This window comes from Castellaniella sp. S9 (assembly GCF_027257175.1).
Classification (GTDB): domain Bacteria; phylum Pseudomonadota; class Gammaproteobacteria; order Burkholderiales; family Burkholderiaceae_B; genus Castellaniella.
Genome location: NZ_JAPFGD010000002.1, coordinates 157,134 through 170,185, shown reverse-complemented (window position 1 = coordinate 170,185; position 13,052 = coordinate 157,134). Strand labels below are relative to the sequence as shown.

The window sequence follows — 13,052 nt, the reverse complement described above, 5'->3', positions numbered from 1 at the left end:
GCCTGCACATCATCGGGGGCACACTCCCTTAGCATTTGTGCAAGCCTTCCCCAGTTCACATGGTGGACTCAACACACGGGCGAGGCTGCCTGTCGCAGTCTTTATCCTTGCTTGTCGCAAGTCGTCGCAAACACCACGGTCTAGCTGCGCGCTCTCCGTAGTTCCCTGCTGACCAGCATACCTATCCAATCAGCATTTGTGGCGCCGGGCCATACGTGTGCCTAGCTCCAGTTCGCGTCCTGCCCGTAAAGCGGTGTGGGCAGGGGTGACATTTCAACCCTCAGATGCGATTTAACAGGTTCGTGTTCCTCAACCGTCCCATGCTCAGCCTAGAGACTCATCTTGGCGTAACCGCTTCGCCGCAAGCCCCGTTTCCCACGGACTTCGTCACCTTGCCAGTGTCGGCAAGTCACCGCCGCTTCGGCTCACTTTCTCTCGCAGCAGAGAAAGGGCATGCCCCGGTACCGCAACGTTTATCGTCTCCGGGTCCTGCATTCCAAACATGCTCAAGCAGCTTCACCCCCATGCAGGCGGGCTACGCTGGCTGGGCGTACCGTAGGTGAAATCTGCTACCCAGAGCCGGTTCGGACGATCCGCTTCGAAGTGGCGCCTGACCAAGTCTTGCGGACAGGCAGCTGCGCTGTCCGGCACTGTGGTGCGAACCCGCTTGCCGCGACGCGCGCCTTCAATGCCCAGCCCACGCATTAGACGTTCGACCGTACATCGTGCCACCGAAGTACCTTCGCGATTCATCTGCTTCCAGACTTTGCGGGCACCGTAGACGCGAAAGTTCTGCTCCCAGACTCGACAGATCTGCGGCTTCAATTGTTCGTCCTTCTGAGCCCGTTGGGTGCGTAACTGCGGCTGTCGACACCGGGCGGCGTGTCGTCTGTAAGCTGACGGGGCGACCTGCAATACCGTGCAGATCGGCTCGACCCCGTACAAGTCCCGGTGCTGATCGATATAGGCGTTTATTTCTTCAGTTCGCGGTCGAGCGCCGCCTGGGCGAAAAAAGCACTTGCCGTCTTCAGAATCTCGTTGGCGCGGCGCAACTCGCGGTTCTCCCTCTCCAACGCCTTGATGCGTTCACGCTCTTCTGTCGTCACGCCGGGTCGGACTCCGCGGTCAACTTCCGTGCGCTTGATCCAATCCAGTAGTGTGGTCGGTGTACAGCCGATCTTCGGGGCAATGGACTCGACGGCCGCCCACAGCGACCGATACTCATCGCGATGCTCCTGTACCAGGCGCACAGCACGCTCTCGGACTTCAGGCCCCCAGTGTCAGGATAAGTGTCGCACCCTCTGATATTCTTTCTTAAACATTGATCAGGGGGTCAAAGGAGACACTCATGCCTCGCTATTCAGATGAACGTCGGCAAGCGGTGGTGGCCAAATTACTGCCGCCCCATCACCTGTCACCCCATGAGATTGCAGCACAGGAAGGCATCTCATTAGCCACTGTTTATAAATGGCGCAAAGAAGCGCGTGCTAATGGAAAATGCTTGCCGGATGCCTTGGGCAAAGGCGCTGATGGCTGGTCTTCCCGTGATAAATTTAGCGCTGTTGTTGAGACGGCTTCAATGAATGCTCACGACGTGGCTGAGTATTGCCGCCGTCGAGGCCTCTATCCGGAACAATTGGAGCAATGGCGCCATGACTGTGAGCAGGCGGCCAGCTTGTCACATTCAGAACGCCAGCGTGAGGCAGATGAGCTTAAACAGCAGCGCAAACATATTAAAGCACTGGAGAAAGAACTGGCTCGCAAGAACAGTGCGTTAGCCGAAACAGCTGCCTTGTTAACGCTGCGAAAAAAAGCAGCGGCGATCTGGGGGGACGAGGACGAATGATTAGCACCCCTGATCGCCGACATGCCATTGCGCTGATCGATAATGCCCGTGCTCAAGGTGCACGTTTGGCAGCCGCCTGCCGTGAACTGGGCATAAGTGCTCGGACGTATCAACGCTGGACACGCGATGGTGGACTTCGCGAAGACCAGCGGCCTTTGGTTGAGCGGCCAATACCGGCGAATGCGCTCACGCCGATAGAGGAGCAGGAAATTCTCGACACCTGCCACCGGCCAGACTATGCCCACTTGCCACCGGAACAGATCGTGGTAAGGCTGTTCGATGAGGAAGCGCGCTACCTCGCCTCATCTTCCACCTTCTATCGCGTGTTGCATAAACATAAAGAAGTGATCCATCGGGGCCGCGCCAAGTTGCCGAAGCGTCACGCCCGACCGACGACGTATCAGGCGACGGCGCCTAACTGCGTTTGGACGTGGGACGCGACCTGGCTGGGTGGCCCCATCAAAGGTGAGTATTACTATCTTGTCATGATGCTCGATATTTACAGCCGCAAAATCATCAGCTGGGAAGTCTTCCTCGCGGAATCGGCACATAACTCCCGCACGGTTCTTGAACGTGCTGTGCTGGCCGAGCAGGTCGTCGATCAGCCCTTGGTACTTCATGCCGATAATGGCAGTCCGTTTAAGGGGGCCACGTTACTAGAGAAACTACACGAGCTAGGCATCACCCCCTCGTTCAGTCGTCCACGGGTCAGCAACGACAACCCCTACTCGGAGTCGCTGTTCCGTACGTGCAAGTATCGTCCCTGTTACCCAACGAATGGCTTTGCCCATGTTGATGCTGCACGGGAGTGGGTGGCTGGCTTCGTTCAGTGGTACAACCACGAGCACCGCCATAGCGGAATCCGTCTCGTCACCCCCGCACAACGGCACGCGAGGCTGGACACGGAAATACTGATTAAGCGCGATCAAATCAACCGAGCGGCGCGCAACGCCAACCCAGCGCGATGGAGCGGCCACACCCGTAACTGGACACCCGTGAAGACAGTATCACTTAACCCTGAAAGAGAGCTGAGTGTTACGGTAAACGAACCAGAAAAGAAGGCGGCATAAAGATAGTCAGAGACGACAACTTACTTGACGATTACCGCAGGGGAAAATTTGTTGTTCTTGCTCATGGCTCCATTCTCTCAAGAATTGAAGCCTCCTCAAAACCCGGTTCGATTCACTATCGAGCAGTGCCAGCAACGCCAGAACAACTAGAGCAATTTGTTTGGGATATGGCCACAAAACCCAAGCATAACAAAACAACTGGTGAGGTGATCTTCGTAGAGAAGAATGGCCGTCATGTGATGGCTACTGAGCAAAACAAGTCCGTTGCCACTATAGAGCGTTATATGGCAACCATTAAGTATCTTCATAAAATTAGTTTGGCTGCTATTCGAGATGTAACGCACGACTATCAGTACGGCAGCAATATAACGAACCCGGTTGCAACAGAGCGGGTAAGAATGGCTTTAAAATCGGTATCGAATAAATATCGTAGTCGTGTTCAGCGTCAGGCTGCGCCCATCAAATATGAAATGCTGGACAAGATCATGGACAGTCTTGGAGATGAGTTAAGAGACACACTATATAAAGCCCTGATATCAGTTGCTTTCGACACGATGATGCGTTGCTCAGAGCTGGTACGCGTTGAGGTTGAGCATATTACTTTCGACCCAGATGGTACTGGTAGTATTTACATTGGATGGAGTAAGACGGATCAGAAAGGTGAAGGCAATGACCGATACATTTCTGCAGAGACTGTCAGCCTTATCAATGAATGGTGTCGAAAAGCACATATTGAAAGTGGACTGTTGTTCAGATCAGTTGCAGCTGGTGGGAAAGTACTTGGTTCCATGCACAAAGACAGGATAGCTCGGATCTTCAAGAATCTGGCCAAACGCAATGGTTACTCATTCAAAGATATTTCGGCGCACTCAACAAGAGTTGGTGCCGCACAAGAGTTGCTTATGGATGGTGCAAATCTTCCAGGTATGATGCTTGCTGGTGGATGGAAGTCTGCTATTATGCCAGCGCGATACGCACGAAGACTGGAAGTTAAAAAAGGTGCTATGGCGGAAATGTCCAAAAGAAAGGGGCGAAGTAGCTCTAATAGTTGACACTTATTTGGACAATTCACATACATAAAGATGTAGCTTCATCCCAGGCGTGTGAAAAGGAATCCAAGCAAATTAAAAACCCTATTTTTCGTGCACAAGAAGAACAATTTGTAGCTTATATACTTAACGATCCTTCAAATACTTTTATCATTCAAGCAGAAGGTGGTGTTGGTAAAACTGTTTTTGCTTCTCATATTAATGAGTTTCTACCTAGTGATTCAGTTTCTATACTCTATGACTGTTTTGGTAGTGGTGACTATAGAAACCTCTCGACTTTTAGACATACTCATAGAGTAGCACTTGTACAAATTGCTAATGAAATTGCATCCAAAGGATTATGTCATCCGTTGATCCCTAGCTCCTTAGCGACAGACTCAGACTATATCAGAGCGTTCCTATCACGTATTCAGCAAGCTTCTGAGAAACTTCACTACATCAATCCTAATGCAGTGATTTTGTAAATACCCCATTCTTAACACAACATCATCGTAGAATAATTAAGCCACCTGCCTGTACTCAGCAGGTGTCATATCATTAAGTGAATCATGGGGTCTTTCAGTGTTATAAACCGTGATCCATTCCTCAGTCAGTTGACTGACCTCGTTTAAATTATTAAAAAGATAACAGTCTAAAACCTCATTGCGGTAACTGCGATTAAACCGTTCAACAGGCGTAACGACAAAAAGCCGACGCTAAACGCCGACTTTTGCCATCTTATTAAGCACTAAATGTAAAGCTCATACAGAATTAAAAAGGCTTAAACGGTAGGAACTTGCCATCAAGGGTAATGACAGCGCGGTCGCCCCCTTCTGGATCAGCCACTTTTTTCATATCCATTTTAAAGTTAATCGCGCTGATGATGCCGTCGCCAAACTGCTCATGAACAAGGGCTTTTAGAGTTGTGCCGTACACCTGCATCATTTCGTAGAACCGATAGATGGTAGGGTCTGTTGGCATGTCGCTACCGACACTCCCGCGGTGTGGAATCGCTTGTAATAAGGCAATCGCATCGTCATCCAACCCTAAGGTTTCGCCAACTTTTTGCGCGGCATCCGCTGGCAATGGATGCTGACCGAGTAGCGCCGCCGTCACATAGACATCGCTAAGATTGGTGCCTACTGCTATCTGCTCAAAAGATAAGTTTTTAGCAGCTTTGGCAGCAATGATGGTGTCAGTTAAGGCTTGACGGGCGGTGTTGCTTACTTGAGACTGAATCATGATAGTACCTTTTTATGAGTTAAGGGTTAGTGGTGGTTAGTAAGTCGTGATTAGTTAATAATGATGATTAACTAAATCTTATGTATCGTTGATAAAACCGTAATAATGATTTAAATCGCAACTGGCAATGCGATAGGATAAGCGCGAACTTCTGTATTCTCGGCAAGCGGAACAAAGGTATTCGTTGTGCCATCTAATGCATCCATACGGCCGGTTTCGATATCATAAACCCAGCCATGCAGTGCCAAGCGCCCTTCTCTTATTGCCAAGCGCACCGAAGGATGGGTTTTGATATTCTCAATCTGAGCAATGACATTTTCACGCACCATAGATGCCACGCGCTCGCTGTCATTCAGATGAGTGATGGATTCATTGACCACCCGCGCCGAGTCGGCATACTTTAGCCAGCTACCCACCGCGGGCATGTGCTCCATGCAGGTGCAATTGGCAATCGCTGTCATCGCGCCGCAGTCTGAGTGGCCACAAATCACCACATCGGTCACTTGTAATGCGCTGACGGCATACTCTACCGACGCTGACACCCCGCCTGGCTCAGGGCCATAAGAGGGAACGATGTTGCCAGCGTTGCGAATCACGAATAGACCACCCGGTTCATGCTGAGTCACCAACTCAGGGACCAAGCGACTGTCTGAGCATGAGATAAACAACGTGCGCGGACTTTGCTGCGTTGCCAAATTCTTAAATAAATCAACGCGTTTTGGATATGCCTCGCTGTGGAACTTTAAAAAGCCTTCGATAATATCTTTCATAACGGCGGTCTCTGTTGTGTTGATAAAGTGAATACTACGCCGTACTGCTAATAAGGTACAATACTGGTATATTATGATATCGATAATAAATACTTATAGATAAAAAGGAAGATATAAATTATGATGGCTGCTAATCCTCATCAACCAGTCATCATCAACCAATCAGCCACGTTACGTTCGCCGTAACGATACCGCCATCACCATCAGAAAAACCATCGAGCAACCATGATACTCAGACACATAAAATACTTCTTAGCGGTTGCCAAGCATCAAAGCTTCACCCAAGCGGCCGCGTCTTTGTATGTCTCGCAGCCGGCTTTATCACAACAAATTAAGCAATTAGAAGAGACGCTGGGCGCGCCTTTATTTGATCGGTCGGGGCGTCGTGTCAAGCTTACGCACGCCGGTGAGGTATATGCACGCTACGCCCATAAGGCGCTACAGGATTTAGAAGAGGGACAACGAGCGATTCATGATGTGCAGAACCTCAGTCGCGGCGCGTTGCGAGTTGCCATTACCCCAACCTTTACCACCTACTTGATAGGTCCATTGATAAGCGCATTTCATGAGCGTTATCCAAACGTCACTCTAAGCGTGCAGGAAATGTCACAAGAGCAGATGGAAAAGCAGTTGCTTGATGCTGAATTTGATGTGGGGATTGCGTTTGCGGAGGTGAAATCTGCTGAGATAGACGCGCAAACGCTACTGATTGAAACGCTGGCGTTGGTTGTGAATAAAACCCATCCGCTTGCCACGTACCAAGCGATAGATGTGCAAACATTAAGTGAGCAGGAGTTGGTATTACTTAGTCATGAGTTTGTCACCCGTGGACAGATTGAGCGCTACTGGCGCCAGCACAATATCCAGCCCAAGGTGCTGATGGAGGCCAACTCATTGAGTGCCGTGATTGAAATAGTACGTCATACGCAACTGACGACTTTATTACCCGCCAATATTGTTAATAATCGCGATGAGCTGATTGCCATTAACCTTGCGCCCTCTTTATTACAGCGTACCGCCGTGATGCTGCAACGCAAAGGGTCTTATCAGAGCGCGGCGGCGTGCGCCTTCATTGAGTTGGCACATCAATACTGTGAAAAGAGTTAAGCCAGTAGCTACAAGAAAGAGTTTGTACGAAAAATTGAACTATGTTGTTTATAACCTCTGCCGTCAAATCCGTCCAGTTAAATTTGGGAGATTTTAATTACGCAGCTTAACGATAATAATCAAACCACACCTGTCTTGGTGATTTGTAGCTTAAGCCCTTTTGAATCCTCGTCTGGTTGTAGTACAGTTCAATATAGCAAATGATATCGTTTATGGCTGTAAATCTGGTTTTGTAATCCTTAGGATATACCAGCTCACTCTTTAATACATTCCAAAACCTCTCTATTGGAGCATTGTCATAGCAATGTCCTTTACCGCTCATTGAGCCTATAAACTGATGCTGCGTGATGATCTTGTGATAGGTATGGCTACAGTACTGACTGCCTCTGTCTGAATGTACAATCAGTCCTTAGTTTGATCGTTTATTCTTAATTTCCATATTTAATCCTTTACAAACTAAAGCTGCAGTCATACGTTTGCTGATAGCATAGCCGATCAGCTCTTTAGTGTAGAGGTTTTTTATTCCTGTTAAGTGCAACTAGCCCTCCCTAGCCCAGATATAGCTAATGTTAATGATCCAAGATTCATTGGGACGCTTAGCATCAAAATTCTGACCCAGAACATCTGTATGGAAAAGCTTATTGTGTTTGGAGTCAGTGGTGACTTTAAAGCGCTTGTGGAAAGCATTTGTGACAGTAGGGTTCTCACTACAGCATGAAAGTAGAATTTAAGACTATCCAAGATAATGCTATTTATCTAGGATAGCTATATAAAAGTCTCTAGAAGATCATGATTTAATTCCACTCTCAACTAGCAAAATTTTTTGGCTTAAACTTAATGCTGCTGCCATACCAACACTAAAATTGCTGCAGCCAACCTACCACACCTAATAATAATGCTTTGTATAAGCCAACATGGCTAAAAGTAAAAAACACCAAAAGCGTATAAATGAGATGCGGTATGACGTCAAGCATACGGAAAACGGTGGTGTGTCAGAAAGTATGCTGAGGAGATGAAAGGAGGGTGACAGCCAAAGCAAGATGATATATTTGAGGTTATGAAGACACAAATAGATATCATATGCCCCGACTGTCACAGCTCCAGTTTAAAGAAAAACGGCAAAAAAAGCTATGGCAAGCAGAACTATCAATGTAAGGACTGCAAACGTCAATTCATTGGCGACCATGCCTTAACTTATCATGGCTGTCACTCTAAAATAGAAGACATCATACGGCTAATGACGGTTAGAGGTTGCGGCGTCAGAGACATAGCCGTTATAGCCTCTATTAGTATTGGTAAAGTCCTTAGCACCATAGGCTCATCGGTCTATAAGATTACACCTAAAAAGCGCTATTATGAACGCTTAGAGGTTGATGAGTTTTGGACTTACGTGTATCGCAAAAAGCGTAAAGTTTGGCTTATTTATGCTTATGACCGCGCTACCAATGAGATTGTTGCTTATGTTTGGGGCAAACGTGACTTGAAAACAGCTAAGAAGCTAAGAGCCCGTCTTAAACAACTGAAAGTCAGCTATGGTTCTATTAGCATGGATAACTGGGATAGCTTTAAAACCGCCTTTAAAAGTGATAACAAACGAATTGGCAAACAGCACACCATAGGTATAGAAGGTAATAACTGTCGCCTTAGACACCGATTGCGACGAGCCGTTCGAAAGACCTGTTGCTTCTCAAAGAAGTTTGATAACCACTTTAAGGTGTTTGATTTGGTATTCTTCTATGTCAATTATGGCTATGTCTGATGCCAGCATACTTTTTAGAACACCACCAGTATTTTTAGATACTTGATTCTTGAGCAGTGCTGGGGTGGTGCGGTAACCGTATCGCCTACAGATGAGGCTTTCGAAAGCGATTCGGTCCAAATGAGGTGTCGCGCTGCCGCTCCCAGCTACTGCAAGGATAGCGGGACGACGCGGTAAAAGTTGTTGCGTCGTGCCGCGTTAGGCTGACGCTGCCCATTTAGGCCGTTCTGGCCTTTCAATGAGCGTCTGTCGTATGAGCCGCGGCTCATCGACTTGAGGCGCGATGGAAAATGAAAACGGAGTAAGTCGAGGTGGATAAGTCTCAACAATACTCAAGGCATGCAGACCACAGAAGTGGTCTTTGTGATGAACGCTTACGGTGGTCGAGCCGCACTCGTCACCCTGCTCGGCATTAACCTCTTGGCTCTCGGAATATGGATGAAGGCAAGCATCGTGCTCTTGTGCGACATACATGCTGACCACGCCCCAAGACGCCTGGAGCGGCAGAAGAACAAGCACAAGGATTAACACGAATTTTTTCATTCCAGCGTCGATTATGCCGACTCTCACTACGGGGTCTTGGACAAAACGGCGGCCGGATATGGATGGGCAGCAACGGCTAAAGTTATTGATCTCTTCACGCAAAGGAAGTCCTGTCTTGTGTCGCTATTGCAGCTCGCGGCTATCGGCTCGGCGGAAGAAGCGACAAATTTCCCATTTCTAATCTTAATTAAACCAACCGTCAGACTAGCGACAGTCCGATTACTTTTCTGTAATCTAAGAACACACTTTCAGCACAAATTGTCGAAGCCCTTTCAATCCCAGGCAGGAGATCTGACCTGTCCGGGAATTTCCTACCAGCAGGAACTAGAGATCCTGGCCGGGATTGTTAATTCACTATTTAGTGTGCCCACGAACTGCCGTGGGGTCAGGTACTTCAAACTCGAATGCGGTCGGATCTCATTGTAGTGTCGGCGCCAATCCTCAATGATGACCCTGGCTTCCAAGCGATTTCGGAACCATTCCATGGACAGGCATTCATCCCGGAATTTTCCATTGAAGCTTTCATTGGTGCCATTCTGCCAAGGCTTGCCCGGTTCGATCAGGACCGTTTCTAGCTTTTCATCGACAGCCCATTGCAGCAGTTGCGTGCTGACGAACTCAGGGCCGTTATCACTTCGTAGATATTTGGGCGCGCCACGCAGACTTACCAAACGGCTTAACACTTCTATGACACGTGCCGCCCGAATACTGCCAGCTACATCAATCGCCAAGCATTCCCGCGTGTACTCATCGACCACGGTCAGGCATTTCAGTGTCTGACCATTGGCACATGCATCGTAGACGAAATCGTAGCTCCAAACACTGTTTTTGCCGGTGGGTAGACAAGGCCTGGGATGCGATGCCGCAATCCGGCGCCTTTTCCGCTTTGCAGGCACTTGTAGACTCGCTTCACGCCACAGGCGCGAACAGCGCTCCTGACCGACCTGGAGTCCTTCTCGGCCCAGGAAAACACGGATACGGCGCGAGCCAAAGCGTGGATATTGTCCTGAGAGGCGCTGCATCGCCTCAATCACGGGAGCGTCCTTCACGGGCATCCTCAGCGTGTAATACAAACCGGAACGGGAAACATCCATTAGCGTACAGGCCCGGCGTTGCGATACACCACGAGAAATGGCATATCTGGCCTGCTCAAGCCGAGCCTGTACGCTCACCACTTTTTTGCGTTGATTTCCTTCATGACATCGATTTCGAGCTCCCGGTCTACCAGCAGCTTGCGCAGCCTGGCATTCTCCCCTTCCAGCGCTTTGAGCCGTTTGACTTCGTCCGTCTCCATGCTGCCGAACTTCTTGCGCCACGCATAGATCGTCGCCTCGCTCACGCCGTGGCGCTTGGCCACCTCGGCAACCGTATCCTTGTCGGTCTCGCGCAGGATCCGAACGACCTGCTCATCGCTGTATCGCGTCTTCTTCATTTGCCTCTCGCTATCGAAGAGGCCATTATCTCAAGTTACCCTGGATCGAAAAAGCCAGGACAGGTCAGATCCACAAAAATAACGATTACAGGGAGATAACCATCTACTCATTAAATTTGGAGATCTGCCGATCTAAGTTCCCTTGCGAGCGCCACTTCGGCGCCTGTGCAGTCAAGTGCTAGAATTCAGTTTCCTCTTTGGGGAGTAGCCTACTTTCGACTTGGCGCGAAAGGGTTGCGTCAACATTCTTGGCTCCAAAGCCATGGCGCAAGCGGCCGAAAGGCATGGCGAGACCATTGACTTTTCCAATGCGCTGCCGAGCCGTACCGGAAAGTCCATGTGTCGCTCGGCTGGAACCACTCCCGCATGAATTTTGTTTCTACGATGATCCTGGCGTTGGCCATGTCAACCGACGCGTTTGCGGCTGCCGTGGGCAAAGGTACCGCCCTTCGCAATCCTCGCCTATCAGAAGCGCTAAGAACCGGTATTATTTTTGGTGTGATCGAAGCCATCACGCCCTTGGTCGGGTGGGCGCTGGGCTCCATCGCAGCTGAGTTCGTCGCAGATTGGGATCATTGGATCGCTTTCACACTCCTCTTGATTTTGGGCGTGTTGATGATCCGCACCGGCCTTCGGGCTGAAGAGCCCGAAGCCACCCCTGCAATCCGTCACTCGTTTTGGCTGCTTGCCGCCACGGGATTCGCCACCAGCATTGATGCAATGGCCGTGGGCGTCAGTCTGGCCTTTATCGATAACAATATTCTGATAACGGCCGCGGCCATTGGCTTAGCGACGTTCCTAATGGTGACGCTAGGTGTCATGGTCGGCCGGTTAATCGGCAATGTAGCCGGCAAGTGGGCTGAAATTCTTGGCGGGTTAGCGCTGATAGGTGTCGGTACGGTCATTCTGTATGAACACCTCACCATATAAGAAGCCAATGCACTTAGGCGACGCTGAGCGGCTACGCCTGATTCTCATGTATGCAGCGTGTTTATTTCCACGGTTACATGGACAAGTTCTTCGTGAATGCTCAGTTGCTGCCGAATCTGGTCTGCCGTGATCGAGCTTGACGTGGCGAGCGACACGATACACGCATACTTTCCTTTGCCGACTCTCCATACATGAAGATCGGTGATTTGCACTGTGGGGGATTGGCGCAAAACTTCTCGAATTTCGTCTACCACCGGAGTATCCATTTCCGCGTCCAGCAGCACGCGCCCCGTCTCGCGCAGTAGCCCTTGCGCCCACAGGGTCACAAGGACTGCACCCACGATCCCCATAAGAGGGTCGAGCCATGCGGCGCCCCAAAGCTTTCCGCCCAAGAGCGCCACTATCGCCAGGACAGAGGTCGCCGCATCGGTAATAACATGCAGGTACGCTGAACGCAGGTTCAGGTCATGGTGGTGCGCTGTGCCCTCTCCTGCATGGTGCGCGTGATGATGCCCATGATCTTCTCGTAACAGCCATGCACAAACCAGATTCACCAGCAGACCGACGATGGCAATACTGATCGCTTGGTTGTAGTGGATTTCGGCTGGCGAAAAGAGCCTTTCAACTGATTGGAAAAGCATCAACCCCGCCACCCCCAACAACATGATAGCGCTAGAGTATCCGCCTAGAATCTCGATCTTCCATGTTCCAAAGGCGAAACGACGATCTTCTGAGTACCGCCTGGCAGCGGCGTATGCAACGAGGGAAAGCCCAAGCGCCAAGGCGTGCGAGCTCATATGCCAGCCGTCGGCCAGGAGCGCCATGGAGTTGTACCACCAACCGCCCACAATTTCGCCGACCATCATGAGGGCCGTGAGCCATACAGCCCAGCGAGTCCTGCGTTCCGCAGCAGGGTTGCCTTGATCAAATACGTGGGAATGCTGCCAACGATGAGCTGATGTGTGAGTCATGGGGAGTCTCTAGTTTATATCAGGATATACTATACCCCAGTACCCTATTTTTCCAGTGAGATCAGAATGGCGCATACAGTTAAAGACAGGAGCCGCCTCCTAGCACGGGTGCGGCGAATTCACGGCCAGACGGCTGCTCTCGAAGCAGCTATAGAAGCAGAGAACGAGTGTCTTGGGATACTTCAGCAAATCGCAGCTATCCGCGGAGCGGTAAACGGCCTCATGGTTGAGGTGCTGGAAGGTCAGATTCGCGAGCACGTCGCTGCCGAGGGTTTGACAGCGGAGGAACGCGAACAGGAGGTCAATCAGCTGGCGGCGGTGCTGCGATCCTACCTGAAGTAAAGCTCTGGGCTG

Annotated in this window: 12 protein-coding genes, 3 pseudogenes, 1 riboswitch and 1 other annotated feature; of the genes and pseudogenes, 8 read left to right on the top strand and 7 right to left on the bottom strand. The window is 50.0% G+C overall.

Annotated features, from left to right (window positions below):
* Positions 1-555: 555 nt before the first annotated feature.
* Positions 556-1,250 (bottom strand): annotated as a pseudogene (locus tag OOZ48_RS03510) (IS3 family transposase); the annotation flags it as partial.
* Positions 901-1,017: a sequence feature (AL1L pseudoknot), on the bottom strand. (Overlaps the previous pseudogene by 117 nt.)
* A 98-nt stretch (positions 1,251-1,348) precedes the next feature.
* Between OOZ48_RS03510 and OOZ48_RS03505 the strand changes: the two are divergent.
* The 3 genes from OOZ48_RS03505 to OOZ48_RS03495 all read left to right on the top strand — a co-directional run bounded on the left by OOZ48_RS03505 (position 1,349) and on the right by OOZ48_RS03495 (position 4,429).
* Positions 1,349-2,916 (top strand): IS3 family transposase gene (locus OOZ48_RS03505; protein WP_269495721.1). Its coding sequence is split into 2 segments (ribosomal slippage): positions 1,349-1,814 and positions 1,814-2,916, totalling 1,569 coding nucleotides; the frame shifts between segments, so codons are not numbered across the junction.
* Between the two features lie 167 nt (positions 2,917-3,083).
* Positions 3,084-3,968 (top strand): tyrosine-type recombinase/integrase, encoded by an 885-nt coding sequence (locus OOZ48_RS03500; protein WP_269495719.1) that lies wholly within the window; start codon positions 3,084-3,086, stop codon positions 3,966-3,968.
* Positions 3,965-4,429, top strand: a complete 465-nt coding sequence (locus OOZ48_RS03495) for a hypothetical protein (RefSeq protein ID WP_269495717.1) — start codon at positions 3,965-3,967, stop codon at positions 4,427-4,429. The genes OOZ48_RS03500 and OOZ48_RS03495 overlap by 4 nt, the downstream gene beginning before the upstream one ends.
* Before the next feature lie 36 nt (positions 4,430-4,465).
* Here OOZ48_RS03495 and OOZ48_RS03490 read toward each other — a convergent pair.
* From OOZ48_RS03490 to OOZ48_RS03480, 3 genes and pseudogenes are all read right to left on the bottom strand, one after another.
* A pseudogene (locus OOZ48_RS03490) lies at positions 4,466-4,636 on the bottom strand (integrase core domain-containing protein); the annotation flags it as partial.
* 79 nt (positions 4,637-4,715) lie between these two features.
* Positions 4,716-5,186 carry a cyanase gene (gene cynS / locus OOZ48_RS03485; RefSeq protein WP_269495715.1) on the bottom strand — a complete coding sequence of 157 codons (471 nt, stop codon included), beginning with the start codon at positions 5,184-5,186 and terminating at the stop codon, positions 4,716-4,718.
* A 110-nt stretch (positions 5,187-5,296) separates the two neighbouring features.
* On the bottom strand, positions 5,297-5,956 hold the full coding sequence (locus OOZ48_RS03480) for a carbonic anhydrase (RefSeq protein WP_269495713.1): 660 nt from the start codon (positions 5,954-5,956) through the stop codon (positions 5,297-5,299).
* A 225-nt stretch (positions 5,957-6,181) separates the two neighbouring features.
* On the opposite strand from OOZ48_RS03480, the gene cynR reads away from it, so the two are divergent.
* Positions 6,182-7,063 carry a transcriptional regulator CynR gene (cynR, locus tag OOZ48_RS03475; RefSeq protein ID WP_269495711.1) on the top strand — a complete coding sequence of 294 codons (882 nt, stop codon included), beginning with the start codon at positions 6,182-6,184 and terminating at the stop codon, positions 7,061-7,063.
* Between the two features lie 106 nt (positions 7,064-7,169).
* Here cynR and OOZ48_RS03470 read toward each other — a convergent pair.
* Positions 7,170-7,742, bottom strand: a pseudogene (locus OOZ48_RS03470) (IS3 family transposase); the annotation flags it as partial.
* A 378-nt stretch (positions 7,743-8,120) separates the two neighbouring features.
* Between OOZ48_RS03470 and OOZ48_RS03465 the strand changes: the two are divergent.
* Both OOZ48_RS03465 and OOZ48_RS03460 read left to right on the top strand, forming a co-directional pair.
* A complete protein-coding gene (locus OOZ48_RS03465) occupies positions 8,121-8,822 on the top strand; it encodes an IS1 family transposase (protein WP_269495709.1) in 702 nt (233 codons plus the stop codon).
* Between the two features lie 339 nt (positions 8,823-9,161).
* Positions 9,162-9,350, top strand: a complete 189-nt coding sequence (locus OOZ48_RS03460; RefSeq protein ID WP_269495707.1) for a hypothetical protein — start codon at positions 9,162-9,164, stop codon at positions 9,348-9,350.
* A 326-nt stretch (positions 9,351-9,676) separates the two neighbouring features.
* On the opposite strand, the gene OOZ48_RS03455 is transcribed toward OOZ48_RS03460, so the two are convergent.
* Positions 9,677-10,797, bottom strand: a protein-coding gene (locus tag OOZ48_RS03455) for an IS3 family transposase (protein WP_442867516.1) whose coding sequence is annotated in 2 segments (ribosomal slippage) — positions 9,677-10,551 and positions 10,551-10,797 — 1,122 coding nt in all. Because the reading frame shifts where the segments join, the coding sequence is not laid out codon by codon here.
* Positions 10,798-10,982: 185 nt separating this feature from the next.
* A riboswitch (yybP-ykoY riboswitch) is annotated at positions 10,983-11,149 on the top strand.
* A 14-nt stretch (positions 11,150-11,163) separates the two neighbouring features.
* Between OOZ48_RS03455 and mntP the strand changes: the two genes are divergently transcribed.
* On the top strand, positions 11,164-11,727 hold the full coding sequence (gene mntP, locus OOZ48_RS03450; protein WP_269495702.1) for a manganese efflux pump MntP: 564 nt from the start codon (positions 11,164-11,166) through the stop codon (positions 11,725-11,727).
* A gap of 44 nt (positions 11,728-11,771) precedes the next feature.
* Here the strand turns inward: mntP and dmeF are convergent, their stop codons facing one another.
* On the bottom strand, positions 11,772-12,698 hold the full coding sequence (gene dmeF / locus OOZ48_RS03445) for a CDF family Co(II)/Ni(II) efflux transporter DmeF (RefSeq protein ID WP_269495700.1): 927 nt from the start codon (positions 12,696-12,698) through the stop codon (positions 11,772-11,774).
* Positions 12,699-12,764: 66 nt separating this feature from the next.
* Here dmeF and OOZ48_RS03440 point away from each other — a divergent pair, with 66 nt between their 5' ends.
* Positions 12,765-13,040, top strand: a complete 276-nt coding sequence (locus OOZ48_RS03440) for a metal/formaldehyde-sensitive transcriptional repressor (RefSeq protein ID WP_269495698.1) — start codon at positions 12,765-12,767, stop codon at positions 13,038-13,040.
* Positions 13,041-13,052: the final 12 nt, after the last annotated feature.